Below are 25,348 nucleotides of genomic sequence, written 5' to 3' on the forward strand. Positions count from 1 at the left end.
GAGGCCGGAAAATTACGGAGAAGGAGTGCCAGAACTGCCAGTGCAACCATTCGGGAGGTACTTGGCGTCAACCGCGGTCGCCTTGCAAACGAAGCCACCAGCAACTGCAGCGTTGCCCGTGCCACTCGCCTGAGTGTATTCAAGAGCGATCTTGGAAGAAGAACCGATACGACCCGGGTCACGGATCGTGCAGATCATGCCCGAATCATCGACCGCAATCCCCGAGCAGCTACCGGTCGAGGCAGCCTGAAAACCGGCAGTTGCGAGCGTCGGGGTACGACCTTCGCTGACTTCCATTTCAAACTGAGTCTTGTGCGAGGCGAGGTCGGCCAGCGCAGCGGTCACCTTCGACTTGGACACATAGTCCTGATAAGCCGGCAACGCGATTGCGGCCAGGATGGCGATGATCGCCACAACGATCATCAGTTCGATCAGGGTAAAGCCCTGCTGCTTCTTCATGAGTACATCCCCTAGAGGTAGATAAATAAGTAGGGCACTGGGCCGTTGCCTGACCGGCGGACCGGGTGAGCTAGGCGGGCGCCCGTGCGGGTGGATCGAAGCAGGTTGCGTGCCAACAGTGCCAGCAATGCTCCCCAGCATTCCCCGGCGCAATCATGGCACCAATCTTCAGGATTGGAACCCCCCGCACAACAATTTGCGACGCGTCCGGCAATGTGACCTGTTGCGTCACCTTTTGACACCCCCGGTCCGGGCTTGCTGCCCAAAGCCGACGCCCGGCAGGACTGCCAACACCCCCCGGAACCGGCTACCATGCGCCGAGATAGCCCGCCTGGGGATGGTGTGGCTGGGGAGCCCTGTATGTCTGTCAGCCGTAGCGCGATCAAGAAAGAGCCCGTGGCGCGTAGCACCATGGAGTTGCAACCGTTTGTCTGGGAGGGGACAGACAAGCGGGGCATCAAGATGAAGGGCGAACAGCCTGCCAAGAACGCCAACCTGCTGAGAGCGGAACTGCGGCGGCAGGGTATTACGCCCAGTATCGTCAAGCAGAAGCCCAAGCCATTGTTTGGCGGTGCGGGGTCGGCAGTCAGCGCCAAAGACATCGCCTTCTTCAGTCGCCAGATGGCGATCATGATGAAATCGGGTGTACCGATCGTCAGTGCGCTGGAGATCATCGCTAGCGGACATAAGAATCCACGAATGAAGAAGCTCGTGGAAACGATCCGTACCGACATTGAAGGCGGCTCCTCGCTACACGAAGCGATCAGTCGTCATCCGGTTCAGTTCGACGAGCTCTACCGCAACCTGGTGCGCGCAGGCGAGGGCGCTGGTGTCCTGGAAACCGTACTGGACACCATTGCCACTTATAAAGAGAACATTGAAGGCCTGAAAGGCAAGATCAAGAAGGCCCTCTTCTATCCAGTGATGGTGATCGTTGTCGCCATGCTGGTCAGTTCCATCATGCTGATCTTCGTTGTTCCTCAGTTCGAAGATGTGTTCAAGGGTTTTGGCGCCGAGCTGCCTGCCTTCACGCAGATGATCGTCAACCTGTCGCGGTTCCTCGTGTCCTGGTGGTGGGTGATCCTTTTCGTGCTGCTGGGTGCGGCGGCAGGCTTCATCTACGCCTATAAACGATCGCCCAAGATGCAGCACGGCATGGACCGCCTGATCCTGAAGGTCCCGGTCATCGGCCAGATCATGCACAACAGTGCTATTGCCCGATTCGCCCGCACTACGGCCGTCACCTTCAAAGCCGGCGTACCACTGGTGGAGGCGCTGGGCATCGTGGCTGGCGCCACTGGCAACAAGGTCTATGAAGAGGCCGTGCTGCGCATGCGCGACGACGTGTCGGTCGGCTACCCGGTCAACATGGCGATGAAGCAGGTCAACATCTTCCCGCACATGGTGATCCAAATGACCGGCATCGGCGAAGAGGCCGGCGCGCTGGACACCATGCTGTTCAAGGTGGCCGAGTACTATGAGCAGGAGGTCAACAATGCCGTGGACGCCCTGAGCAGCCTGCTGGAACCGATGATCATGGTCTTCATTGGTATTATCGTCGGCGGCATGGTGATCGGCATGTACCTGCCCATCTTCAAACTCGGCGCGGTAGTTGGATAACTAATCAATGGCATTTCTCGACCAGCATCCCGGTCTCGGCTACCCCGCCGCGGTCGGACTGGGACTGCTGATCGGCAGTTTCCTCAACGTGGTGATCCTGCGCCTGCCCAAGCGGCTGGAGTGGGAGTGGAAGCGCGATGCGCGCGAGGTGCTGGAAGAGCCGGACATCTACGAGCCGCCACCACCGGGCATCGTGGTGGAGCCCTCGCACTGCCCGCACTGCAAGCACAAGCTGTCCTGGTACGAGAACATCCCGCTGTTCAGCTGGCTGGTCCTGCGCGGCAAGTGCCGGCATTGCCATGCCCCGATCTCGATCCAGTACCCGCTGGTGGAGCTGCTGACCGCCGTGCTGGTGGCCGCCAGCGTCTGGCAGTTGGGGTTCGGCTGGCAGGGCTTCGGTGCGATCGTGCTGAGCTGCTTCCTGGTGGCGCTGTCCGGGATCGACCTGCGCACCCAGCTGCTGCCCGACCAGCTCACCCTGCCCTTGATGTGGCTGGGCCTGATCGCGGCCAGCGACAATCTCTATATGCCGGCCAAGCCTGCCCTGCTGGGTGCGCTGGCGGGCTATCTGTCGCTGTGGTCGGTGTGGTGGCTGTTCAAGCAGATCACCGGCAAGGAAGGCATGGGCCACGGCGATTTCAAGCTGCTGGCGGCCCTGGGCGCCTGGTGCGGGCTCAAGGGCATCCTGCCGATCATCCTGCTGTCGTCCGTGGTGGGCGCGATCATCGGCTCGATCTGGCTGTACTCCCGCGGCCGTGACCGGGCCACGCCGATCCCGTTCGGGCCGTACCTGGCCATTGCCGGCTGGATCGTGTTCATGTGGGGCGAGCCGTTGATTGACGGCTACCTGAGCTACGCCGGCCTGCGTTGAGGGCCGCGCGATGAGCCGCTTCGTGATTGGGCTGACCGGCGGCATTGCCGCCGGCAAGAGCGAGGTCAGCCGCCGCTTCGAGGCGCTGGGCATCACCGTTGCCGATGCCGACCTGGCCGCACGCGCGGTGGTGGCACCGGGCAGCGAGGGGCTGGCGCGGATCGCCGCCCACTTCGGCACCGAGATCCTGCTGGCCGATGGCCAGCTGGACCGTGCCGCCCTGCGGGCCCGCATCTTCGCGTCGGCGCAGGAGCGTCAGGCGCTGGAAGCGATCACCCATCCGGCTATTCGTCAGTTGCTGCGCGAGACCTGCGAGCAGGCCGAGGGACCGTATGCGATCGCGGCGATTCCGCTGCTCACCGAGGCCGGTGGCCGCCAGCAGTACCCGTGGCTGGACCGGATCCTGGTGGTGGACGTGCCGGTGGCCGTGCAGCACGCGCGGCTGATGCAGCGCGATGGCATCGATAGCGCCCTGGCCGACCGCATGATCGCCGCCCAGGCCAGCCGCGAGGCGCGCCTGGCATTGGCCGATGATGTGGTGGTCAATGATGGCCACCCGGACCACCTGCAGGCGCATGTGGAGCGGCTGGATCGGGCGTATCGGGAGTTGGCGGCGCGGTAGATCTGGAGGCGCCGACCCACGGTTGTGGAGGAGCCGACCAACGGTCGGCTCTACCGTGTCAGGCGGGGGAGAACGTCAGCGTGGCGATGACGCCGCGCCCGGCGCCTGGCCGTACGTTGACCTGCCAGCCGTAGAGATCACACAGGCGGCTGACGATGGACAGGCCGATACCCCCGCCCTGCGAATGCCCCGCATGCGTTCCGCGGTAGCCGCGCTGGAACAGCTTGGCGGCATCTTCTTCGCTCAGGCCGGGGCCGCTGTCGATCACTTCGACCGCGTTGTTGCCCACGCGCACGCGCACTGCGCCTTCCTTCGAGTACTTCACGGCATTGCCGATCAGGTTGCCCAACGCGACCGAGAGGGCCGATTCCGGCGCATCGATCACCAGGTCGTGGTTGCCTTCCAGGATCAGTTCGAGCGGCTTGCCGCCGAGCTGGGCACGGTGCGAATCCAGCAGCTGCTCGGAGACGCGGGCGACATTGCTGCTGCCCTGCCCGCGCTCGTTGCGCGAGAGCAGCAGCAGCGCGCCGATCAGATCGGTGCATTGCTGCTCGGCCCGCTGGATGCGCTGCAGGCGCTGCAGCACCTTCGGATCGAGATCCGGGCGGGTCAGCAGCAGCTCGGTGGCGCCACGGATCACGGCCAGGGGCGTGCGCAGCTCGTGACTGACGTCCGCATTGAACTCGCGGTCGCGCTGCACCACTTCGGTCAGCCGCGCGGAATAGTCATCCAGCGCCTGGGCCAGCTGGCCCACCTCATCGTCCGGGAAGCGCGGTGCCAGCGGCTCGGGCTCGCTGGTGCCACCGCGGTAGGCGCGCAGGCGGGCGGCCAGATCGGACACCGGCTTCATCACCTTGGAGGCGGACCACCAGCCCAGCACCAGGGACAGGGCGCTGAACACCAGCACCGAAATCCACAGCGCGCGCTTGAGCTGGGCCTCCCCGCGCGTGGCCTCGGTCATGTCGTATGCCAGGAAGAACCAGGCATCGTCAGCTTTGCGGACCGCCAATTTGTAGGCGTAAGGCCTGCCCTCTTCGTCCAGGCCGCTCACGTTGTGGTTGCCGTTTGGCAACGCCGCCCATTCCGCCCGCTCTACCCGTACACGGTCGAGCATTTCGCGCGGATACGCGAAGGCCCGCATCTGCTGCACGGGAAGATCCGGATTACGGGTACGGTCGGAATAGAAGCGCTTGGCGAACTCATCGATGTTGCGGTTCATCACGTCTTCGACGAGCTGGTTCTCCACACGGGCACGCGCCCAGTTGGTGGCGAACGCAAACAACGTGGTCAGGCAGAAGCCCAACAGCACGAACGAGACGATGATGCGGCTGCGCAGCCGGCGCCGGTATGGCGCGCGGCGACGCCCCCCCCTGCCCGTCACCGGATCAGGCTTCCGGCGCGGCGATGCGGTATCCGATGCCATGACGGGTCTGGATCATCGGAACCTCGAAGGGCTTGTCGACCACGGCGCGCAGGCCATGGATATGCACGCGCAGGGAATCCGAATCGGGCAGCTCTTCGCCCCAGACGCGGGTTTCCAGCTCCTGGCGGGTGACGACGGCCGGGGAGGCCTCCATCAGCGCCTGCAGGATCTTCAGCGCGGTCGGGTTGAGCTGCAGCAGCTTGCCCTGGCGGCGCACTTCCAGCGTGTCCAGGTTGTATTCCAGATCGCCGGTTTCCAGCACGCGGGTCTGCACGCCCTTGCCGCGACGCGACAGGGCGTTCAGACGCACCTCGACTTCCTGCAGCGCGAACGGCTTGATCAGGTAATCATCGGCGCCGGAATCGAAGCCGGCCAGTTTGTTATCCAGGGAATCGCGCGCCGTGAGCATCAGCACCGGCGTCTGCTTGCGCGCCTCGTTGCGGAGCTTGCGACAGACCTCGATCCCATCCATGCCGGGCAGGTTGAGGTCCAGCACGATCGCGTCGAACTCATGGACGACCGCCAGGTGCAGGCCGGTGACGCCATCGGCTGCGAAGTCCACGGTGTGACCGCGGTCTTCGAGGTAATCGCCCAGGTTGGCGGCAATGTCGCTGTTGTCTTCGATGACGAGAATTCGCACTGGGACCTCTGATTCGTGGGGTTCAACGGAAAGAACGGAGCCGCAGGGCAGCAATGGGAAAAGGACTGCGCGACCTCAAGCTGACCATACAGCTTCGATTCTTAACATTAGACACCGTCGAATGCTGGCGCAGCGTCAAAACTCAGCGGCCTTCGGTCACTTTGCGTCCCTCACTTCGGAAATCCGAAGATCACGCTTCATCTGCCTGGCGTCGTCCGTCGCCTGGCGGCGCTGAGCCACCGTCATGCAGGTGCGCTGAGGGCGGTTGCTGCCGATCGGACGTTCGCTGCGGCAGACCATGCGGCTGTCTTCCTTGGCGTTGGTCATCAAGGTATTGACCACTTCCTGGTCATTGAAGACCTCTACTTTCTGCGGCGGGGTGAGCTGATCGAAGCGCTCGCGATCGCCCATCTTGGTGCGGATGCGGTCCAAGGCGGCCTGAACGCGGCTCTTGTCGGCCACGCTCAGCTCGCTGTAGTCCTCACTGTGCAGCGCGCGCTCGACCTTGGCCAGCTGTTCGGCAACAGGCGCATCGTCGGCAAGCGCCATCGCGGCCTCATCGGCTTTCGCAGTCGGCTTGGCGTGGGCACCCAGCGAGAGACAGCCGAGCAGCGCGACAGCGATGATTCGATGCATCTTTGACATCTGCGACTTCCTTATCCACATGAATGAACGCCAACTCTACGAGGATGGAACCGGGCCGACAAGTTACCGATGGCAGGGGCTTGGCAGCGCTGCCGGCCGGAAAAAGGCCCGACCAACTGACGCTGGCCGGGCCTGAAGGTGTTTCCCGATTACCGATCCTGCTGAGGAGGGCAGAGCTGCGGTTCGACAGAGCCTACGCCGGGGCCGATTAAACCGATGTTAAGGCCCTGCCCCACCTTGGAAAACCGCATCAACCCTTTGTATTTGCAGGTTTTTTCAAGGAAGCGACATGATCGATGATGCGCCCGGCAAGATCGGCCTGGCAGATCGCCTCGATGCCTTCCAGCCCGGGGGTGGAGTTGACCTCCAACACCAGCGGGCCGCGGCTGGAGCGGATCAGGTCCACACCGGCCACGCCCAGGCCCAGCGCCTTGGCCGAGCGCACCGCCACCAGCTGCTCGGCCCGGCTGGCCTTGGCGGCGCGGGCACTGCCCCCGGCATGCAGATTGGAGCGGAAATCCCCCTCCGGCGCCTGCCGTTGCATCGCCCCGACCACCTGGTCGCCGACCACCAGGCAGCGCAGGTCGGCGCCCTGCGCCTCGCCGATGAACTCCTGCATCAGGAAGTTGGCGTAGAGCCCGCGCAGTGCCTCCACGATGCCGCGCGAGGCGCTGGCCTTCTCGGTCAGGATGACGCCGCGGCCCTGGGTGCCCTCGTTGAGCTTCACCACATGCGGCGGCGGCCCCAGCATCGAGAGCAGATCGACCGTGTCATCGGGGTTGTCGCCGAACACCGTGACCGGCATGTCGATGCCCTTGGAGGCCAGGATCTGGTGGGCGCGCAGCTTGTCGCGGGCGCGCAGGATGGCATCGGAGGGGTTGGGCGTGCGCGCGCCCATCATCTCGAACTGGCGCAGCACGGCCGTCCCGTAGCGGGTGACCGAGGCACCAATGCGTGGGATCACCGCGTCCACCCCGGTGATCGGCCGCCCCTTGTAATGCATGGTGAAGCCATCCGCGGCGATGCGCATGTAACAGCGCAACGGATCGAGGATGCGCACGGTATGGCCCCGCGCACGCGCGGCCTCCACCAGGCGACGCGTGGAGTACAGCTTGCTGTTGCGGGACAGGATGGCGAGTTTCATCGCGGCGCAGGGGACGGGAAAGCGCGAAGCATAGCGTGCGGTGCGTAGGCCGCGATGACGGACCGCCCCGACGATGCTGCGGCCCGCATCCAGCGGTTGTTCCACAATAATGGGCGCCCACAGAGCTGCCCCGGCAACACGGATGACCACGCCTCCCACCCGTCATTGTTTCGCGGCCCTGCTCGCGGTTCTGCTCTCAGCGGGCACGCAGGCCGCGCCTGCCCATTTCACCAGCTACAACGACTTCTACAGGTCGTTGGGCGATCCCCTGTTCGAGGGAAAGGGGACCGCACTCGACAAGCCCTGCACGGACGCACCGCGCGCGTGCCTGTGGACCACCTCGATGACGCAGGCCCTGCGGCGCTACGAGGCGACCGACTGGATCGTTCCGGGCACCTTGCAGATGAACCCGGCCGATGGCGCACCCGACATTGCCTTTGACGGCCAGACGCTGATGGTCGGTACGCAGCGATGGCCATTGCGCAGCGCTGTCGCTCTCACACCACCGGACTGGCCCAGCCGCACCCCCATCGACCCGGAGAATCTGGCGAACGTCACCGCCTGGCAGCAGGGCACGTCGGTGTGCCTGGACATGCACTATGTGAGCAGTGGCAAAGGCAGTCGCTACACGCTGGTGATGCTGTTGCACGGTGAGCATCTGTACACCCTGCCCCCGCTCTTTGGCAGTTGCGTGGCCATACAGAAGGCGGCGGGCGATGGATTCAGTTATCCGAGCACGACCTATCTGGGCCCGGGGATGGAAACGAATCCAAGCGGCCTGCAGGTGGACTATCTGCTATCGGATGGCACGACACGCGTTGCGCGTTATCTGCTGCGCTTTCCGGATCAGAGCGACCCCTTCACCTTCGAGGCATCGCGCGTGCGGTGACGGGCGGCATGGGAGGGTGAAGCGTGGAGCGGGTGAAGGGAATCGAACCCTCGTCAGTAGCTTGGGAAGCTACAGCTCTACCATTGAGCTACACCCGCAAGGCGCGGCGTAAGTCTATTCGGGCGGGGCCCTCAAACGCAACGGGCGGCACTGGGCCGCCCGTTGTTTCACGCTTTTCCACCGCCGTGCACGGCGCCCGCGGGCGGGCGCTGCGCACGTGGGATCAGAAGCTGCCGCCGAAGCTGGCGAACAGCGACACGTCACGTGCACGCTTCTGCATCGTGGTGGTGCTCATGCCGATGTTGCTGCTCAGGCCCCACAGGTTCAGGCGCGCACCCAGCACGGCGGTGGCGTAGTTCTTGTCGAACTCCAGGCCCGGCACCTTGTACATGCCCACGTCCGGCATGGTCTGCAGCCAGGCGCTGGCCTGCTTGCTGTCCTCGAACTCGTGGTCATAGGTGACCTGCACGTACGGCTTGACGTTGCCGCCATCGAAGCGGGCCTGCCAGCCGACGCGGCCGACGGTCGAATCCGTATCCTGGTCGCCATAGCCCAGCGCCGAGGCGCTCAGGTTGGACTCGGTGTAGCCATCCAGCTTCACCTTCTGCCAGATCACCGCGGCGACCGGACCGTGACGGAAGCCGCCTTCGGTGCCGAACTCGTAACCGGCGTTCAACGCGGCGGTCAGGTTGCTGCCTTCCGGCGAGCCCTTGTGGATGCGCGTTGCCGGGCCGAGCTGCAGCTTGCGGGTCACGTCGTAGTCCAGCCAGCTGTAGCTGAGCTGGCCGTTGACCCAGGCGCGCTCGCCGTACCAGCCGGCGAACAGGCCCAGGGTGGTATCGGACTGGGTGAAGTCGCCCTTGTTGTTGCCGAAATCGGCGTCCATGCGGCCATAGCCGGCGAAGCCGCCGACCACCATGCCATCACGCGCCCAATCCACACCGAACAGGCCGGCCGGGGCCATGCCGTCGTACAGATCGGCGTGGGCGTAACGCTGCATGTCGCCGCGCAGGTTGCCCCACCAGCTCAGGCCGTCGGCCGGACGGCCATCCACGTGCCAGCTGACCTGGTCAGCGCGCGAGCGGCCGATGGTCTGTGCCGAGTGGGTCAGGATCTGCTGGTTGCGCGGCGCTTCCAGGATCGACAGGGTGTACTGGCCCAGCATTTCATGCGTGGCCGAGGACGGGTGCACGCCGTCGGCGAAGACATAGGTGCGCCATGCGTCCGGGGTGACCAGGCTGGTCGGGTTGCAGGTCAGCGACGAAGGCACCGTGCAGGCAGTGCCACTGACGTTGCTGAAGCCGTAGGTCGACGGGTTGGCGACGATTTCCTGCAGGATGTGGAAGGTGTCGACCGGGATCACCTGCAGGCCGGCGGCCTTCAGGCCACCGAACAGGGCGTCGTTGTAGGCCTTGGCCAGCGCGGTGCCGGCGGCCATGCCAGCCGGGCCGCCGGCGCGGGCGCCCGGGGTCAGGCCGATGTCCGGGATGGTCGGCACCACGATGTATTCAGCGCCCGCTGCCTTCAGCGTGCCGACGATGCCGACCTGGTCGGTGACGGCACCGGTCAGGGTCGGGACCAGCGGCGCACCGGTCTGGATCGCGAACAGATCATTGGCACCGCCCCACACGGTGTACAGCGCGTTCGGGTCGGCCTTGCCACCGTTGGCCGCCAGATAGTTGGCCGTCTGGGTCTTCAGCGAAGGAATCGGCACACCGCCCAGCGCGGGCTGGGTCAGGTCCACGCCCACGCGGGCCCCGCCAACGGCGTAGTTGTCGCCGTTCTGGCCGTTACCGTTCGGGCTGGCATCGGTGCCGTAGTAGTTCGCCACGTGCTGCGCCCATTGCCAACCCGGGTTGGTGGTGGCCTGGCCGGTCACCGGGCGGACAGCGGCCGGCAGCAGCGGGCGGTAGTAGCCGGAATCGGTCAGGCTGTCGCCGATGAAGACGGTCTTGGTGTACGGCGACTGGGCCATGGCCGGCATCGCCGCCAGGGCGATGGCCACGGCCATGAGGGAACGGATCGGGCGTTTGCTGAGCAACATGGAAACTCCTTGAGGGTGGGGAAGACGGCGGACGTACGCCGGCGCACGGTGCCATGGTTCCACTGCACCTGGCCGGCATCACGCTGCGCTGCGGCATGAACGCCGCAGCCCGCCGCCCGGCCATCGTTGGCCTGGCGCTCGCGGCACCTCTGCCGCGGGGCGCACAGGGTACGCACTGGGATGTGATTACGGGACAATACCGTCATGAACATCCAGCTCAACGGCGAGAACCGCCAGCTTCCGCACACCGCCACTGTCCACGACCTGCTGCGCAGCGAGGACCTGCTCGAGCGCCGCGTCGCGGTCGAAGTCAATGGCCAGATCGTCACCCGCAGCCAGCACGCCAGCCACCCCCTGCGCGAGGGCGACGTGGTCGAGATCGTGCATGCACTGGGCGGCGGCTGAGGCAGCATCGTGACGCGCGATAGGCGATAATTCGGGCCATGAATGCACCTGCCCCCACTGATTCGCTGGTGATCGCCGGCAAGACCTATGCTTCCCGCCTGCTCACCGGCACCGGCAAGTTCAAGGATCTGGAAGAAACCCGCCTGGCCACCGAGGCCGCTGGCGCCCGGATCGTCACCGTGGCGATCCGCCGCACCAACATCGGGCAGAACCCGGGCGAGCCGAACCTGCTCGACGTGCTGCCGCCGGACCGTTACACCATCCTGCCCAACACCGCCGGCTGCTACACCGCCGAAGACGCCGTGCGCACCTGCCGGCTGGCCCGCGAGCTGCTGGACGGCCACAACCTGACCAAGCTGGAAGTGCTGGGCGACCAGAAGAGCCTGTACCCGGATGTGGTGCAGACCCTCAAAGCGGCCGAGCAGCTGGTCAAGGATGGCTTCGAGGTGATGGTCTATACCTCCGATGACCCGATCCTGGCCAAGCGCCTGGAAGACATCGGCTGCGCTGCGGTGATGCCGCTGGCCGCGCCGATCGGCTCGGGCCTGGGCATCCAGAACAAGTACAACCTGCTGCAGATCATCGAAGACGCCAAGGTACCGATCATCGTCGATGCCGGCGTGGGCACGGCCTCCGATGCAGCCATTGCGATGGAGCTGGGCTGCGATGGCGTGCTGATGAACACCGCCATCGCCGGCGCGCGCAACCCGATCCTGATGGCCAGCGCGATGCGCAAGGCCGTGGAGGCGGGCCGCGAGGCCTTCCTGGCCGGGCGCATTCCGCGCAAGCGCTACGCCAGTGCGTCCTCGCCGATCGACGGGTTGATCGGCTGATGACCAATCCTTTCGACAGCGCCGGTGCCAAGGCACCGCCCAAGCCCTTCACCATCACCGAAGGCCGCCGCGAGGTCCGCAGTTTCGTGCTGCGCCAGGGGCGTTTCACCCCCGCCCAGCAACGTGCGTTCGATGACCGCTGGCCGCGCTTCGGGCTGGATTTCACCGGCGAGCCGCGTGATCTGGATGCCACCTTCGGGCGCGATGCGCACAAGGTGCTGGAGATCGGCTTCGGCAATGGCGCCGCGCTGCGCTTCGCCGCACAGCAGGACCCGAGCCGCGATTACATCGGCCTGGAAGTGCACGCGCCCGGCGTGGGACGCCTGCTCAATGCACTGGCCGACGACAACGCCGACCACGTGCGCCTGTACCACCACGATGCCGTGGAGGTGCTGGAGAAGGAAATCGCCGATGGCGCGCTGGATGAAGTGCGCATCTACTTCCCGGATCCGTGGCACAAGAAGCGCCATAACAAGCGTCGCCTGATCCAGCCTGGCTTTGCCGAGCTGCTGGTGCGCAAGCTGCGCGTCGGTGGCCGCCTGCACTGCGCCACGGACTGGGAAGACTATGCCGAGCAGATGTGGGACGTGCTCGACGCCACCGCCGGGCTGAGCAACCGCGCCGGTCCGCGTGGGCAGGTCGAGCGGCCGGAATGGCGCCCGCAGACCCACTTCGAAACCCGTGGCCAGAAGCTTGGCCATGGGGTGTGGGACCTGTTGTACGACCGCACCTGATCCCACAAGGAACCGCGCCACCCCATGGATACCGCGCTGACGCTGACTACCGACATGAAGCTCGTTCTCGGGCTGGTCGGCTTCACGATGGCGATGTTCCTGTTCGAGCGCATCCGCGCCGACGTGGTGGCCTTGGTGGTGCTGGTGGTGCTCGGCGTTACCGGCCTGATCGCGCCGGAGGAAATCTTCGGCGGCTTTTCCGGTAACGCGGTGATGAGCATCATCGCCACCACCATCCTCGGCGCGGGCCTGGACCGCACCGGGGCATTGAACCGGTTGGCGGCGTGGCTGCTGCGGCGCGGGCATGGCGTGGAGACACGCCTGTTGATGATGACCACCGCGATCGCCGGCTTGAACTCCTCGTTCATGCAGAACCCTTCGGTGATGGCGCTGTACCTGCCGGTCGCCTCGCGGCTGGCCGCGCGCACCGGGCTGACCCTGCAGCGCCTGCTGCTGCCGATCGCCGCGGCCATCGTCATGGGCGGCGCGCTGACCATGGTCGGCAATTCGCCGTTGATCCTGCTCAACGATCTGCTGGCCTCGGCCAACAACAACCTGCCCTCGGGCCTGGCCACGATCGAGCCGCTGCGCATGTTCGCACCGCTGCCGATCGGCGTGGCGCTGCTGATCGCCTCGCTGCTGTATTTCCGCTACTTCGGTGATCGCAAGCTGGTGGAGGAAGAGACGCTGGCCAACGATGGCGTCACCCCGTCGCGCACCGAAAGCTACTTCGCCAAGACCTACGGCATCGAAGGCGATGTGTTCGAACTGGTGGTCACCGCCGAAAGCCCGCTGGTCGGCATGACCCTGGGCGAGGCCGAGAACGTGCACGATGCGCCGCTGCTGCTGGCGCTCAAGACCGGCAATGACACCCGTCTGGCCCCGCCGGCCGAGATGCGGATCTGGGTGGGCAGCGTGCTGGGCGTGATGGGCGCGCGCCAGCAGGTCAGCGATTTCGCACAGAACCAGTTCCTGCGGATGTCCTCGCGGCTGAAGCACCTGGGCGACCTGTTCAACCCCAGCCGCGCCGGCATTTCCGAAGCAGTGGTGCCGCCCACCTCCGATGTGATCGGCAAGAGCGCCTCGGACCTGCGCCTGCGCAAGCAGCGTGGGATCAGCCTGCTGGCGATCAACCGCGACAAGCAGGTGATCCGCGAAGACGTGCGCAACGTGGCCCTGCGCGCCGGTGACATGCTGGTCTTCCACAGCATCTGGACCGACCTGGCGCAGGCGGCCAAGAGCCGCGACTTCGTGGTGGTGACCGATTACCCCAAGGGCGAGCAGCGGCCGCACAAGTTCAAGATCGCAATGAGCATCTTCGCCATCACCATCCTGATCGCGCTGACCTCCAAGCTGCCGGTGGCGCTGACCCTGATGACCGGCGTGGCCGGCATGCTGCTGACCGGCGTGCTGCGCATGGACGAGGCCTACGCCTCGATCAACTGGAAAACCGTGTTCATGATGGCCGGGCTGATTCCGCTCGGCTGGGCGATGGACAGCAGCGGCGCGGCGGCGTGGATCGCCGGGCACACCATCGACCGCCTGCCGACCGGCATCCCGGTGTGGGTGCTGGAAATCGCGCTGGCGTTGTTGACCACGATGTTCTCGCTGGTGATCAGCCACGTGGGCGCAACCATCGTGATGGTGCCCATCGCGGTGAACCTGGCGCTGGCCGCCGGGGGCAGCCCGACCGCGTTCGCGCTGATCGTGGCGTTGTCGGCCTCGAACAATCTGATGACAGCCTCCAACCCGGTGATTTCGATGATCACCGGCCCGGCCAATTACACCCCGCGCGAGCTGTGGCGCGTCGGCGCCCCGCTGTCGTTGATCTATACGGCGGTGGTGGTGCTGATGATCAACCTGATGTTCTAGGGAGTGCCGGCCGCTGGCCGGCTCGCCCGATACCCCAGGTAGTGCCGGCCGCGGGCGGGCTCGCCCGATGCCCCAGGTAGTGCCGGCCGCTGGCCGGCATCGAAGACGTAGTAGTGCCGGCCGCTGGCCGGCTCCACGTACGGTTGGCCATCAAGAGCAGCCGGCCAGCGGCCGGCACTACCGGTCGCTGGGCGGCATTGGAGGCGTAGCGACCAACGGTCGCTACCTACCCGTGGGTTGGAGACCCACCGGTCGTTGTCACGCCAGCCAGACCTGGCCGTCGCGCACCTGCACCGGCACCGCGCGCAGGCGATCACCGCGGCACGGCCCGGCCACGCAGTCGCCGTTGTCCAGCGAGAATGAGGCGCCGTGCGCCGCGCACACCAGGTGGCCGTCCTTGCTTTTCAGGAACTGCCCCGGGGCCCAGTCCAACCGGCGGCCGGCGTGCGGGCAGATGTTCAGCCACGCGCGCACCTGGTCGCCCTCGCGATACAACACCACCGATTCGCTGTCGCCCCCAATGCTGGCATCGGTTTCGGCGAAACCCCCGTCGGCCATGGCATCCAGGGCAATGAGGGCGGTGGCGGTGGACTCAGGGTGGGACATGGCATCCAGACAACAGGCAGTGGAGGCACAGTGTCTCACGCGCTCATGTCACTGGCTCCCGGATGAATACAAGTCATTGATTTGCAATGCGCGCGGGGCACGTTTAACGCTTTTTTCACTCAGTCACAAAGGCCAGCACGGATACTCGTCCACTGCTGACCTCAGCCAAAAAGAGTGCCATGTACAGCCGCATCTTCCAGTTCAACCAGTTCCGTGCCCTGTTCGCGCCGCGCAAGCCGCGCCACCCGTTGGTGCGCGTTGCGGTCGGTCTGTTGGGCCTGGCGATCCTGGCCGCGCTGGTGTTCGTGGGTGTGTTCGTGGGCGCGGCGATGATCATCGCCGGTCTGGCATGGAAGCTGCTCGCCCAGCGCAAGAGTGCGCGCACCGTTCCGTCGCAGGTCGTGGACGGCGAATACCGGGTGGTCCGCAAGCAGGCCTTGCCGATGTCGCGTTGATCGACGCGCATTCCTCCTGATGACGGCCGCGCCCTGCGCGGCCGTTTCTGTTTGTGGCGGCGGGAAAACGCTCTAGACTGCGGCGAAACCTCTCCACAGGACGCGCGCATGACCGATGTAATTCCCACGCCCGAGCAGCCCCGAATTCCGGTCGCCGGCGGCGGTACCTTCCCGGTGCGTCGCATCTACTGTGTCGGCCGCAACTTCGCTGATCACGCGCGCGAAATGGGTGCGGCCGTGCCGGTCGCCGATGATCGCGGCCGCCCGATGTTCTTCAGCAAGCCGGCCGATGCGATCGTGGTCGGGCATGACGATGTGATCCCCTACCCGCTCGCCACCCAGGACCTGCACCATGAGGTGGAACTGGTGGTGGCGATCGGCAAGGACGCCCCTGCCGGCGAGCTGCCCGTCGACCAGGCCGAGGCGCTGGTGTTCGGCTATGGCGTCGGCCTGGACCTGACCCGCCGCGATCTGCAGGCGCAGGCCAAGGCCAAGGGCCACCCGTGGGATCCGGCCAAGGGCTTTGATCAGTCCGCGCCGGTGAGCGAGCTGGTGCCGGCCGGTGAAGTCGGCGATCTGGCCGCCCTCAATCTGTCGCTGGAGATCAATGGCGAGGTGCGCCAGCAATCACTGCTGGACCAGATGATCTGGAACGTGCCGGAGATCCTGCACGAGCTCTCCAAGCTGTGGGCGTTGCGCGCAGGCGACCTGGTCTTCATGGGTACGCCCTCGGGCGTGGCCGCATTGAAGCCGGGCGACCGTTTCAGTGCACGCCTGGAGAACGTGGCCGAGCGCCACGGCATCATCGCCGGATGACAATCGCTGCGTTACGCTGCGGCGTCATTTGATTCCCCCACTACGACAGGAGAGCCCGATGGGTGTACTGACTGAGTTCAAAGAATTCGCCATGCGTGGCAACGTCATCGACCTGGCGGTTGGTGTGGTCATCGGTGCGGCGTTCGGCAAGATCGTCACCGCGCTGGTGGACAAGATCATCATGCCGCCGCTGGGCTGGATGATCGGCCGCGTGGACTTCTCCGAGCTGGCCTGGACCCTGGCCCCGGCGCGGATTGCCGCCGATGGCAAAGAGATTCCGGCGGTGGTGATCGGCTACGGTGATTTCCTCAACACCGTGGTGCAGTTCGTGATCGTGGCCTTTGCGATCTTCATGGTGGTCAAGTTCATCAACCGCCTGGCGCGCAAGAAGCAGGCCGAGCCGGCCGCCCCGGCGGCGCCGAGTGAAGAAGTGCTGCTGCTGCGCGAGATCCGCGACAACCTCAAGCACTGAGGCAGCAACACCGGTAGTGCCGGCCGCTCGTCGGCAGCACGGATATCCTGCCTCGTGCGGAGCCGGCCAGCGGCCGGCACTACCGATCGAAAGCCCCGCTTTGGCGGGGTTTTCGCTTTTGGAAAACAGTATCCGCCGGGACATGACCTACCGCCCATGTGCGTGCCGGCGAGGCTGGTAAGCTCGGACGCTTCCGCCCCGTTTCCCGGAGTTCGTCCATGCGTCGCCGCGTCCTTGCCATCGCATCTTCCCTCGCCCTGCTGGCCGCGCCCGCATTCGCGGCGACCGGTATCACCACGCTGCCGCCGACGTCGCTGGCCACCGCCGCCGAGCTGCGCGAGCAGGCCCTCAAGGACGACACCGGCTGGAAGGTGGTCGAATCGCTCACCACCGAGATCGGCCCGCGCATCGCCGGCAGTGAAGCCGACGCACGCGCCGTGGCCTGGGCGGTGGCCAAGTTCAAGTCGCTGGGCTTCGACAAGGTCTGGACCGAGCCGGTCACCTTCCCCAAGTGGGAGCGCCGCAGTGAGCACGCCGAAGTGATCGGCAAGCATGCCCAGCCGCTGACGGTCACCGCCCTTGGCGGCAGCCCGGGCGGCACGGTGGAGGCCGACGTCGTGCGCTTCGCCGATCTGGCCGCGCTGCAGGCCGCGCCGGAGGGTTCGCTGAAGGGCAAGATCGCCTTCGTCGATTACCAGATGACCGCCTACCGCGATGGCCGCGACTACGGCAACGGTGGCGCCGTGCGCAGCAAGGGCCCGTCCGAGGCGATCCGCAAGGGTGCGATCGGCTTCGTGATGCGCTCGGCAGGCACCGATTCGCACCGCGTGCCGCACACCGGCATCACCCGCTTCGATGACGGCCTGACCCCGGTGCCGGCCGCCGCGCTGTCGGTGCCCGATGCCAACCAGCTGGCACGTCTGGTCGCGCTCGGCAGCACCACGCTGAAGCTGAGCCTGGATTGCGGTTGGGATGGTACGGCCACGTCGCACAACGTGATCGGCGAGATCACCGGGCGCAGCCTGCCCAAGGAAGTGGTGGTGATCGGCGGTCACCTCGACTCCTGGGACCTGGGCACCGGCGCGGTGGATGATGGGGCCGGCGTGGGCATCACCATGGCCGCTGGCCATCTGATCGGCCAGCTCAAGCAGGCGCCCAAGCGCACCATCCGCGTGGTCGCGTTCGCCAACGAGGAGCAGGGCCTGTACGGCGGCAAGGCCTACGCCGAGGCACATGCCAAGGACGTGGTGCGGCACCAGCTGGCCGCCGAAAGCGATTTCGGTGCCGGCCGCATCTATGCCTTCAACACAGGCTCGCCGAACCCGGCCAATTCGCGCGAGGCCACCCGCCAGATCGCCGAGGTGCTCAAGCCGCTGGGCATCGAGTACGCCGCCGACAAGGGCGGCCCGGGCCCGGACGTGGGTCCACTGGCGGCCAAGGGCGGCGCGTGGGCATGGCTGGCGCAGGACGGCAGCGACTACTTCCACCTGCACCACACCGCCGACGACACGCTGGACAAGATCGACCCGGCGGCGCTGGCGCAGAACGTCGCCGCCTACACGGTGTTCGCGTATCTGGCCGCCGAGGCCGACGGCAGTTTCGGCAGCGAAGCCAAGCCGACCACGCCGCCGAACGAGTAATCCCGACGCGCAGGCGGCAGGTACCGACCGTGGGTCGGTACAAAAAAAAACCCGGTCGCAATGCGACCGGGCTACCGGGATTCGTCACACCCCACGCGGTGAGCGCCGTACTACTTTCACGGTCCGGAGAAACGGACCGTCGCACTGCGTGGATGTCTCTCCTCATCTACGCAGCACAACGTCCACCCCGCACTGTGCTCAGTTCTCACGTCGAGCGCCATGCGGAAAATCCGAATCGGATGTAGTCACGACGCGTTCGGTGAAACCGATCACACCGCGGGTCCGGCGCAACGCGCCGTTCCCGACAAACGCACACCTTCCGATCAGCGCGAGCGGCTGCCGTACCAGTGCGCCAACAACACCGCCGTCGCCGAAGCGACGTTGAGGCTTTCCACGGCACCGGACCCGGGAATGGACACCTGCAGATCGCAGTCGTCGGCCAGATCGCGGTCCATGCCCTCGCCCTCGGCACCCATCACATAGACCAGGCGTTGCGGCAGTTCCGTGGCGAACAGGTCCTTGCCTCCCTCCACCAGCGTTGCCGCCAGGCCGATGCCGGCCGCGCGCAGCTGCGCCATCGCCTCGGGCAGTTCCGGCAGACGCACCAGCGGCACCGACTCGGCGCCGCCTTCGGCCACGCGCGCGGCCGCGCCGGACAATGCCAGCGTGGAGCCCGGCGGCAGCAGCAGCCCGGCCACACCGAAATGCGCCGCCGAGCGCAGGATCGCGCCGAAGTTGTGCGGGTTGCCTACGCCATCCAGCCACAGCGCCAGCACCGGCGCGCCGGCCGGCAACGTGGCCAGCCATTCGTCCAGCTCCAGCATCGGCGCACGCAGCACGTCAGCCACCAGGCCCTCGTGATGGGTGGTCGCGGCGAGCTTGTTCAGATCGCCGTCTTCCACCACACGGTAACCGACGCGGTTGGCCACGCACCATTTCAGCACCGGCTGCATGCGCGGGATCAGCGACTCGGTCAGGTACAGCTTGCGCAGCGCCTGCGGGCGATGCTCGAACAGTGCCTGCACGGCATTCCAGCCGTACAGGCGCAGCTCGTCGTTGCCGCGGCCGGGCGGCGGCGGCGTGCCACCTTCGCGCGGCGGCAACGGCGTGGCGCGCGGCGGCCGCGAGGACGGACGGCGCGCATTCTTCCAGGGATCATTCACTACGGGACAGCTCCAGCTTGCGTTGACGCCAGAAATCGGCGTTCTTGATGCCAAGTGCATCGGGGTCGAAGGTCGGATCCAGGCCGAGCTTCTTTTGACGTTCGTAGTCGCGCAGGGCCAGCATCGCCGGCTTCTGCACGATCAGGATCGCGATGATGTTCAACCACGCCATCAGGCCGACGCCGATGTCGCCCAGCGCCCACGCCATGCCGGCATTGTGGAAGGCACCGAAGATCACCATGCCGATGATGCCCAGGCGCAGCAGCAGGACGGTCAGCGGGCGCTTGGCGTTGTTGTTGACGTAGGTCAGGTTGGTCTCGGCCATGTAGTAATAGGCCATGATCGTGGTGAAGGCGAAGAAGAAGATCGCGATCGCCACAAAGGCCGCGCCGAAGCCCGGGATGACGGTTTCCACCGCCGCCTGGGCGTAACCCGCGCCTTCAGCGACACCGGCCAGGCCGGCGAACACGGGCGCGCCGCCCGGGACCGGGGAATACACGTTGTAGGTGCCCGCGGCCAGGATCAGGAACGCGGTGGCGGTGCACACCATCATGGTGTCGAAGTAGATCGCGAAGGCCTGCACGTAACCCTGCTTGGCCGGGTGCGAAACCTCCGAGGCGGCCGCCGCATGCGGGCCGGTACCCTGGCCGGCCTCGTTGGCGTAGATACCGCGCTTGACGCCCCACTCCACCGCCAGGCCCATCATCGCGCCGAACGCGGCATGCGCACCGAAGGCGCTGCTGAACACCGTGTGGAACATGTCCGGCACGCGGTCGTAGTTGATGATCATGATGACGATGGCCATCAGGATGAAGGCGGCGGCCATGAACGGAACGACCACCTCGGCGAAGTTGGCGATGCGCTTGACGCCGCCGAAGATCACCACGGCCAGCAGCAACGAGACCACGATGCCGATGCCCAGCTTGAGCGCCTGCACCGATTCCAGGCCCATGAACTGACCATCCAGTGGCCCGCACAGCGCACCGCCGCGGCAGGCATTGATGATGCTGTCGGCGATGGCATTGGCCTGCACGCCCGGCATCAGGAAGCCGGCGGCGATGATGGTGGCCACGGCGAAGGCCAAGGCGTACCACTTCAGGCCCATGGCCTTTTCAATGTAGTACGCCGGGCCACCGCGGTAGCGGCCTTCGGCATCCTTGGTCTTGTAGATCTGCGCCAGGGTGCATTCCACATACGAGGTGGACGCACCGAGGAAGCCCATCACCCACATCCAGAAGATCGCACCGGGGCCACCGAAGGCGATCGCGGTGGCCACACCGGCGATGTTGCCGATGCCCATGCGCCCGGCCATGGACATGGCCAGCGCCTGGAACGAGGACACGCCCGCCTCGGATTTCTCACCCTGCACGGTGAGCCGGCACATCTCCACGAACCCGCGGATCTGCATGAAACGGGTACGGGCACTGAAGTACAGGCCTGCGGCAAGACACAGGAAGATCAGGGCTTTGCTCCAGATGATCCCGTTGATGAAACTGACTACTTCTTCCACGCGCTCTCTCCAGTCGGCGGAAACAAAAGGAACGTCCCCGTCGGCTGGGACCCGGTCGATTCTCCACGATCCGCGCCGGACTGCGTAGTGGCAATTTCGATGAATGGGCGGCAATGCCGCCCATTCGGGTCAGGCATGGCCGCCGACCGAGGGGGTTTCCGCTTCCTGGCGGGCCAGTTCACGCGCCACGGCTTCCGGCGAGCGGGTGTACGGGGCCAGCAGCGAGTAGAACGCCGGCACCACGAACAGCGACAGGAAGGTGGACACGGTCACGCCGAAGATCACCACCACGCCGATCGTGCCGCGGCTGGCCGAACCCGGGCCACCGGCCACCACCAGCGGGATCGCACCGACCACGGTGGCGATGGAGGTCATCAGGATCGGGCGCAGGCGCACCATCGCCGATTCGACGATGGCCTGGTGCACGTTGCGGCCCTCATCGCGCAGCTGGTTGGCGAACTCCACGATCAGGATGCCGTTCTTGGCCGCCAGGCCCACCAGCATCACGATGCCGATCTGGCTGAACAGGTTGATCGTGCCACCACTGACATACAGCCCCAGCAGCGCGCCGAGCACGCCCAGCGGCACGGTGAGCATGATCACCAGCGGGTGGATGAAGCTCTCGAACTGTGCGGCCAGCACCAGGAACACCACCAGCAGGGCCATCGCGAAGGTCAGCAGCACGGCGCTGCCGGCGTTCTGGTACTCGCGCGATTCGCCCTTCCAGCTGATCTGCGCATGCTGTGGCAGCTCCTCGCTGGCCACCTGCTGGGCCCAGGCGATGGCCTCGCCCAGCGGATAGCCCGGGGCCAGGCCGGCGTTGATGGTGATCGAGCGCAGCCGGTTGAAGCGGTTGAGGCTGCCGGCTTCGGCCACTTCGCTGAGCGTGACCAGGTTGGACAGCGGGACCAGTTCGCCGCCACTGGCGCGCACGCGGATCGCGGCCAGATCCGACGGCGAGGCGCGGCCGTCGCGGCCGGCCTGGACCAGCACGTCGTACTCCTCGCCGTTGTCGACGAAGGTGGTGACGCGGCGCGAGCCCATCATGGTTTCCAGCGCGCTGCCGATCGCGGTGACCGATACGCCCAGATCGGCCGCCCGCTGGCGATCGATGTTCACGCGCATCTGCGGGCGGGTTTCCTTGTAATCCGAGTCCGCACCGACCAGGCCAGGGTTGTCGGCCATGCGCAGCAGCATGCGGTCACGCCACTGCGCGATCTCCGCGTACTCCGGGCCACCCAGCACGATCTGGAACGGCTGGCCCTGGCTGCGGACCAGACCACCCCCGACCTGGGTGCGCACGCGCACGCCCCGCAGATCATTGAGGTGGGTCTGCAGCTCGGCCGCCACATCCGGGGTGGAGACATCACGTTGGCGCCAGGGCTGCAGGAACACGCTGATGCGGCCGGTGTGCATTTCCTCGCTGGAGCCCCAGCCGCCGGGCACGCGCGGGTTGGCGCGCACGATCGGCTCATCTTCGCCGACGAAGCCGGAGACGATCTTCTCGACCTGCTGGACCTGGCCGACGGTGTAATCGAAGCCGGCACCTTCCGGGCCATCGATCATGATCTGGAAGGAGCCACGGTCTTCGGCCGGGGCCAGCTCGGACGGCAGCACCTTGAGCAGCAGCGCGCTGGCCAGCAGCGACAGGATCATCACCACGATGTAGACCCAGGTGCGGGTCACGTGCGCTTCCAGGAAGCGCCCGTAGGCGGCCGACAGCCGATCCAGGTTGCGGTTGATCAGCCCGTGCAGGCCCTTCGGTGCCTGGCCGGTATGCGGCTTGAGCAGCTTGGAGGCCATCATCGGGGTCAGCGTGAGCGACACGAACGCCGACAGCGCCACCGCCGCGGCCAGCGCCACGGCCAGCTCGCGGAACAGGCGGCCGGTATTGCCTTCCAGGAAGCCGACCGGCAGGAACACCGCGACCAGCACGGCGGTGGTGGCGATCACCGCGAACGCCACTTGGGTGGTGCCGCGTTTGGAGGCGACCAGCGGTGGCTCGCCCAGATCGATGCGGCGCTGCACGTTCTCCACCACCACGATGGCGTCATCCACCACCAGGCCGATACACAGCACCAGCGCGAGCAGGGTCAGCAGGTTGATCGAGAACCCGAAGGCATACAGCGCGATGAAGGCCGCGATCAGGCAGACCGGCACCGTTACCGCGGGAATCAACGCCGCGCGGAAACTGCCCAGGAACAGCCAGATCACCGCCAGCACCAGCAGCATCGCCTCGACCAGCGTGGCGTAGACGCGATCGACCGCGGCCTCGATGAAGGTGGTGTTGTCGAAGGCCACGAAGATGCGGGTGCCTTCGGGCAGCGTGCTGCTGATCCGGTCGGCTTCGGCGCGCGCTTCACGGGCGACATCCAGCGCGTTGGCGGTGGAGGTCTTGACGATGCCCAGGCCGATGTTCGGCTCACCGTTGCTGCGGTAGTACGCGCGGCGTTCGGACGAGGCCAGTTCGATCTTGGCGACATCGCCCATGCGCACGACGTACCCATCGGCGCCCTTGCCCAGCGGAATGCCGGCGAAGTCTTCCGGTTTGACGTAATTGCGCTCCACGCGCAGGGTGAAATCGCGGTCGGCCGATTCGATGCGGCCGGCCGGCAGTTCCACGTTCTCGTTGCGCAGCGCACTTTCCACATCGCCCACGGTCAGGCCGCGCGCGGCGAGCTGGTCGCGGTCCAGCCAGATCCGCATCGCATAGCGCTGGCGGCCACCGATACGCACCTGGGCAACGCCATCGAGGCTGGAGAAGCGGTCGACGATGTAGCGGTCGGCGTAGTCGCTCAGCTCCAGCGTATCCATCGAGGTCGAGCTCATGTTGAGCCAGATGATGGGATCGGCGTCGCTCTCGACCTTGGCGATTTCCGGCGGCCGCGCCTCTTCGGGCATGCGGTCGGCAACGCGGCTGACCGCATCGCGCACGTCGTTGGCGGCCGCTTCGATATCGCGGTTGGAGGTGAATTCGATACTGACCTGCGAGCGCCCGTTGGAGCTGCGCGCGTTGATCGTATCGATGCCTTCGATGCCGGCCAGCGCATCTTCCAGCACCTGGGTGATGCGGCTTTCGATGACCGCTGCCGACGCGCCGGTGTAATCGACCGAGACCGAGACGATGGGCGGATCGATCGCAGGCAGTTCGCGCAGGGTCAAGCGTGTGAATGACATGAAGCCCAGCACGACCAGCAGCAGGCTCATCACCACGGCGAAGACCGGCCGCTGGATGGAAACGTCGGAGAGCTTCATCCGGCAGTGTCCGGTTCGGCCGTCGTGGCGGCGGCCGGCGCGATCGGTGCAGTCGGTGCAGCTTCTTCGGCCTGGATCTTCAGGCCCGGGCGCAGCTTGCCGGTGCCGTCCACCACGATGCGGTCGCCGGCGGCGAGCCCCTCACGGATTTCGACCACGCCGCTGCGGCGCGCGCCGGCGGTGATGTCCACGCGCTCCACGACCTGGTCCGGCGTGACCCGGAACACGTAGGAATCGCGCCCGACCTGCACCACCGCGATTTCAGGGATGACCAGCGCCTGGCGCTCGGGGCGGAACATGCGCACATCCAGCAGCATGCCCGGGCGCAGTGCGTGATCGGCATTGATGAAATCCGCGCGCACGGTGACCGCACGCGTGCCCGGATCCACGCGGGTATCGATGGTGGCGACCTGGCCTTCGAAGTTGCGGCCCGGATACGCCACGCTGGTCGCGTTGACCTTGTCACCGGTGCTCAGCGAAGCCAGCTCGGCTTCGGGCACCTGGAAGTCCACGTGCATGCGCTCGATGTCATCCAGGGTGGTGATCGCGGTGCTGGGGGTGACCAGCGAACCGGCGCTGACCTGACGGATGCCCAGCACGCCGGCGAACGGCGCGCGTACCCGGCGGTCGCCGATGTCGGACTGCATTTCGCGCACGCGGGCGTCAGCGGCATCGCGGATGGCGCGCTGCGTGTCCAGCGTGGAGCTGGCCACCAGCTGCTGGGCGGCGAGTTCGCGCTGGCGCTTGTACAGCTGGTCGGCTTCCAGGAACGTGGCCTGGGCCTGCAGCAGCGCAGCTTCCTGGGCTTGCCCGCGCAGGGTCACCAGCGGCGTGCCGGCACTGACCTGCTGGCCACTTTCGAAGTGCACCGTTTCGATGATTTCGCTGACCTTGGCGGTGACCGTCACCGACTCGCGCGCCTTGGCCGTGCCCAGGGCCTGCAGCGTGTCGCTCCATGCCGAAGCCTTCACCACCTGGGTGGTGACCGGTACGGCGTCTGCCTGCCGGCGAGCGGCCTCGTCTTTGCTGCCACACCCAGCCAAAGCGACCAAGGCGATGCCAGCGGCGAAGCGCGCTGCGATGCGTCCCAACATGTAATGCAATCCCGGTTGTTTCTCGACCGCCGAGTGTATAGAGGGGTCGAGCCGGGGCATATGTGCCAAGCGTTTACCGGCCTCTTCACATCTGCCGGTGACGGGCGAAGGCCTTTCCGTGCTGGGGCCTGCGCAG

General features: G+C 66.2%; 23 protein-coding genes and 1 tRNA gene. 12 read left to right on the top strand and 12 right to left on the bottom strand.

Annotation, left to right across the window (positions count from 1 at the left end; translation table 11 throughout):
- Window positions 1-12 precede the first annotated feature (12 nt).
- Window positions 13-459 carry a pilin gene (locus ABE571_RS11435; RefSeq protein WP_346493740.1) on the bottom strand — a complete coding sequence of 149 codons (447 nt, stop codon included), beginning with the start codon at window positions 457-459 and terminating at the stop codon, window positions 13-15.
- Window positions 460-819: 360 nt separating this feature from the next.
- Between ABE571_RS11435 and ABE571_RS11440 the strand changes: the two genes are divergently transcribed.
- Genes ABE571_RS11440 through coaE form a run of 3 tightly spaced genes read left to right on the top strand, consistent with a single transcriptional unit; the run spans window position 820 to window position 3,572 of the window.
- Window positions 820-2,079, top strand: coding sequence for a type II secretion system F family protein (locus ABE571_RS11440; RefSeq protein ID WP_346493741.1), 1,260 nt, complete (start codon window positions 820-822; stop codon window positions 2,077-2,079).
- A gap of 7 nt (window positions 2,080-2,086) precedes the next feature.
- Window positions 2,087-2,950, top strand: a complete 864-nt coding sequence (locus ABE571_RS11445) for an A24 family peptidase (protein ID WP_346493742.1) — start codon at window positions 2,087-2,089, stop codon at window positions 2,948-2,950.
- A 10-nt stretch (window positions 2,951-2,960) separates the two neighbouring features.
- Entirely contained in the window at window positions 2,961-3,572 is a 612-nt protein-coding gene (coaE, locus tag ABE571_RS11450; protein ID WP_346464005.1) for a dephospho-CoA kinase, read from the top strand.
- A gap of 58 nt (window positions 3,573-3,630) precedes the next feature.
- Here the strand turns inward: coaE and ABE571_RS11455 are convergent, their stop codons facing one another.
- The 4 genes from ABE571_RS11455 to rimK all read right to left on the bottom strand — a co-directional run bounded on the left by ABE571_RS11455 (window position 3,631) and on the right by rimK (window position 7,424).
- The gene (locus tag ABE571_RS11455) at window positions 3,631-4,953 is read right to left on the bottom strand and encodes a HAMP domain-containing sensor histidine kinase (RefSeq protein WP_313210069.1); all 1,323 of its coding nucleotides are present in this window, start codon (window positions 4,951-4,953) and stop codon (window positions 3,631-3,633) included.
- A gap of 4 nt (window positions 4,954-4,957) precedes the next feature.
- Window positions 4,958-5,635 carry a response regulator transcription factor gene (locus ABE571_RS11460; RefSeq protein ID WP_019183933.1) on the bottom strand — a complete coding sequence of 226 codons (678 nt, stop codon included), beginning with the start codon at window positions 5,633-5,635 and terminating at the stop codon, window positions 4,958-4,960.
- A 156-nt stretch (window positions 5,636-5,791) separates the two neighbouring features.
- Window positions 5,792-6,280, bottom strand: coding sequence for a hypothetical protein (locus ABE571_RS11465; RefSeq protein WP_313210067.1), 489 nt, complete (start codon window positions 6,278-6,280; stop codon window positions 5,792-5,794).
- A gap of 250 nt (window positions 6,281-6,530) precedes the next feature.
- On the bottom strand, window positions 6,531-7,424 hold the full coding sequence (gene rimK / locus ABE571_RS11470) for a 30S ribosomal protein S6--L-glutamate ligase (protein ID WP_121039296.1): 894 nt from the start codon (window positions 7,422-7,424) through the stop codon (window positions 6,531-6,533).
- 142 nt (window positions 7,425-7,566) lie between these two features.
- On the opposite strand from rimK, the gene ABE571_RS11475 reads away from it, so the two are divergent.
- Entirely contained in the window at window positions 7,567-8,313 is a 747-nt protein-coding gene (locus ABE571_RS11475; RefSeq protein WP_346493743.1) for a hypothetical protein, read from the top strand.
- 24 nt (window positions 8,314-8,337) lie between these two features.
- Here ABE571_RS11475 and ABE571_RS11480 read toward each other — a convergent pair.
- Window positions 8,338-8,411: transfer RNA gene (locus tag ABE571_RS11480), tRNA-Gly, on the bottom strand.
- A gap of 125 nt (window positions 8,412-8,536) precedes the next feature.
- On the bottom strand, window positions 8,537-10,357 hold the full coding sequence (locus tag ABE571_RS11485; RefSeq protein ID WP_313210061.1) for an autotransporter domain-containing protein: 1,821 nt from the start codon (window positions 10,355-10,357) through the stop codon (window positions 8,537-8,539).
- Window positions 10,358-10,561: 204 nt separating this feature from the next.
- On the opposite strand from ABE571_RS11485, the gene thiS reads away from it, so the two are divergent.
- The 4 genes from thiS to ABE571_RS11505 are packed head-to-tail and all read left to right on the top strand — an operon-like array spanning window position 10,562 to window position 14,201.
- A complete protein-coding gene (gene thiS, locus ABE571_RS11490) occupies window positions 10,562-10,762 on the top strand; it encodes a sulfur carrier protein ThiS (RefSeq protein WP_346493744.1) in 201 nt (66 codons plus the stop codon).
- Window positions 10,763-10,800: 38 nt separating this feature from the next.
- Entirely contained in the window at window positions 10,801-11,595 is a 795-nt protein-coding gene (locus ABE571_RS11495) for a thiazole synthase (protein ID WP_313210058.1), read from the top strand.
- Window positions 11,595-12,329 carry a tRNA (guanosine(46)-N7)-methyltransferase TrmB gene (trmB, locus tag ABE571_RS11500; protein WP_313210056.1) on the top strand — a complete coding sequence of 245 codons (735 nt, stop codon included), beginning with the start codon at window positions 11,595-11,597 and terminating at the stop codon, window positions 12,327-12,329. Before ABE571_RS11495 ends, trmB begins: the two co-directional genes overlap by 1 nt.
- Before the next feature lie 24 nt (window positions 12,330-12,353).
- A complete protein-coding gene (locus ABE571_RS11505; RefSeq protein ID WP_121039313.1) occupies window positions 12,354-14,201 on the top strand; it encodes an SLC13 family permease in 1,848 nt (615 codons plus the stop codon).
- Between the two features lie 258 nt (window positions 14,202-14,459).
- On the opposite strand, the gene ABE571_RS11510 is transcribed toward ABE571_RS11505, so the two are convergent.
- The gene (locus ABE571_RS11510; protein WP_313219695.1) at window positions 14,460-14,807 is read right to left on the bottom strand and encodes a Rieske (2Fe-2S) protein; all 348 of its coding nucleotides are present in this window, start codon (window positions 14,805-14,807) and stop codon (window positions 14,460-14,462) included.
- Window positions 14,808-14,986: 179 nt separating this feature from the next.
- On the opposite strand from ABE571_RS11510, the gene ABE571_RS11515 reads away from it, so the two are divergent.
- The 4 genes from ABE571_RS11515 to ABE571_RS11530 all read left to right on the top strand — a co-directional run bounded on the left by ABE571_RS11515 (window position 14,987) and on the right by ABE571_RS11530 (window position 18,190).
- Entirely contained in the window at window positions 14,987-15,262 is a 276-nt protein-coding gene (locus ABE571_RS11515; RefSeq protein WP_121039319.1) for a hypothetical protein, read from the top strand.
- 108 nt (window positions 15,263-15,370) lie between these two features.
- Window positions 15,371-16,078 (top strand): fumarylacetoacetate hydrolase family protein, encoded by a 708-nt coding sequence (locus ABE571_RS11520; RefSeq protein WP_346493745.1) that lies wholly within the window; start codon window positions 15,371-15,373, stop codon window positions 16,076-16,078.
- A gap of 58 nt (window positions 16,079-16,136) precedes the next feature.
- On the top strand, window positions 16,137-16,550 hold the full coding sequence (mscL, locus tag ABE571_RS11525; RefSeq protein WP_121039325.1) for a large-conductance mechanosensitive channel protein MscL: 414 nt from the start codon (window positions 16,137-16,139) through the stop codon (window positions 16,548-16,550).
- A gap of 218 nt (window positions 16,551-16,768) precedes the next feature.
- Window positions 16,769-18,190, top strand: a complete 1,422-nt coding sequence (locus tag ABE571_RS11530; protein ID WP_102788178.1) for a M28 family peptidase — start codon at window positions 16,769-16,771, stop codon at window positions 18,188-18,190.
- Window positions 18,191-18,513: 323 nt separating this feature from the next.
- Here ABE571_RS11530 and ABE571_RS11535 read toward each other — a convergent pair whose 3' ends face one another.
- The 4 genes from ABE571_RS11535 to ABE571_RS11550 all read right to left on the bottom strand — a co-directional run bounded on the left by ABE571_RS11535 (window position 18,514) and on the right by ABE571_RS11550 (window position 25,212).
- The gene (locus tag ABE571_RS11535; RefSeq protein ID WP_070471206.1) at window positions 18,514-19,353 is read right to left on the bottom strand and encodes a TrmH family RNA methyltransferase; all 840 of its coding nucleotides are present in this window, start codon (window positions 19,351-19,353) and stop codon (window positions 18,514-18,516) included.
- Window positions 19,346-20,863 carry an alanine/glycine:cation symporter family protein gene (locus tag ABE571_RS11540; RefSeq protein WP_102788179.1) on the bottom strand — a complete coding sequence of 506 codons (1,518 nt, stop codon included), beginning with the start codon at window positions 20,861-20,863 and terminating at the stop codon, window positions 19,346-19,348. Before ABE571_RS11540 ends, ABE571_RS11535 begins: the two co-directional genes overlap by 8 nt.
- Window positions 20,864-20,992: 129 nt before the next feature.
- Window positions 20,993-24,118, bottom strand: a complete 3,126-nt coding sequence (locus tag ABE571_RS11545) for an efflux RND transporter permease subunit (protein WP_313210047.1) — start codon at window positions 24,116-24,118, stop codon at window positions 20,993-20,995.
- Complete coding sequence (locus tag ABE571_RS11550) at window positions 24,115-25,212, bottom strand: efflux RND transporter periplasmic adaptor subunit (RefSeq protein ID WP_313210045.1); 1,098 nt, start codon at window positions 25,210-25,212, stop codon at window positions 24,115-24,117. The genes ABE571_RS11545 and ABE571_RS11550 overlap by 4 nt, the downstream gene beginning before the upstream one ends.
- Between the last annotated feature and the right edge of the window lie 136 nt (window positions 25,213-25,348).

This window comes from Stenotrophomonas sp. TWI273 (assembly GCF_039674765.1).
Classification (GTDB): Bacteria; Pseudomonadota; Gammaproteobacteria; order Xanthomonadales; family Xanthomonadaceae; genus Stenotrophomonas.

Coding starts and splice junctions, on each gene's coding strand:
- ABE571_RS11435 (WP_346493740.1), bottom strand. CDS start 459: ATGAAGAAGCAGCAGGGCTTTACCCTGATCGAACTGATGATCGTTGTG.
- ABE571_RS11440 (WP_346493741.1), top strand. CDS start 820: ATGTCTGTCAGCCGTAGCGCGATCAAGAAAGAGCCCGTGGCGCGTAGC.
- ABE571_RS11445 (WP_346493742.1), top strand. CDS start 2,087: ATGGCATTTCTCGACCAGCATCCCGGTCTCGGCTACCCCGCCGCGGTC.
- coaE (WP_346464005.1), top strand. CDS start 2,961: ATGAGCCGCTTCGTGATTGGGCTGACCGGCGGCATTGCCGCCGGCAAG.
- ABE571_RS11465 (WP_313210067.1), bottom strand. CDS start 6,280: ATGTCAAAGATGCATCGAATCATCGCTGTCGCGCTGCTCGGCTGTCTC.
- rimK (WP_121039296.1), bottom strand. CDS start 7,424: ATGAAACTCGCCATCCTGTCCCGCAACAGCAAGCTGTACTCCACGCGT.
- ABE571_RS11475 (WP_346493743.1), top strand. CDS start 7,567: ATGACCACGCCTCCCACCCGTCATTGTTTCGCGGCCCTGCTCGCGGTT.
- ABE571_RS11485 (WP_313210061.1), bottom strand. CDS start 10,357: ATGTTGCTCAGCAAACGCCCGATCCGTTCCCTCATGGCCGTGGCCATC.
- thiS (WP_346493744.1), top strand. CDS start 10,562: ATGAACATCCAGCTCAACGGCGAGAACCGCCAGCTTCCGCACACCGCC.
- ABE571_RS11495 (WP_313210058.1), top strand. CDS start 10,801: ATGAATGCACCTGCCCCCACTGATTCGCTGGTGATCGCCGGCAAGACC.
- trmB (WP_313210056.1), top strand. CDS start 11,595: ATGACCAATCCTTTCGACAGCGCCGGTGCCAAGGCACCGCCCAAGCCC.
- ABE571_RS11505 (WP_121039313.1), top strand. CDS start 12,354: ATGGATACCGCGCTGACGCTGACTACCGACATGAAGCTCGTTCTCGGG.
- ABE571_RS11510 (WP_313219695.1), bottom strand. CDS start 14,807: ATGTCCCACCCTGAGTCCACCGCCACCGCCCTCATTGCCCTGGATGCC.
- ABE571_RS11515 (WP_121039319.1), top strand. CDS start 14,987: ATGTACAGCCGCATCTTCCAGTTCAACCAGTTCCGTGCCCTGTTCGCG.
- ABE571_RS11520 (WP_346493745.1), top strand. CDS start 15,371: ATGACCGATGTAATTCCCACGCCCGAGCAGCCCCGAATTCCGGTCGCC.
- mscL (WP_121039325.1), top strand. CDS start 16,137: ATGGGTGTACTGACTGAGTTCAAAGAATTCGCCATGCGTGGCAACGTC.
- ABE571_RS11530 (WP_102788178.1), top strand. CDS start 16,769: ATGCGTCGCCGCGTCCTTGCCATCGCATCTTCCCTCGCCCTGCTGGCC.
- ABE571_RS11545 (WP_313210047.1), bottom strand. CDS start 24,118: ATGAAGCTCTCCGACGTTTCCATCCAGCGGCCGGTCTTCGCCGTGGTG.
- ABE571_RS11550 (WP_313210045.1), bottom strand. CDS start 25,212: ATGTTGGGACGCATCGCAGCGCGCTTCGCCGCTGGCATCGCCTTGGTC.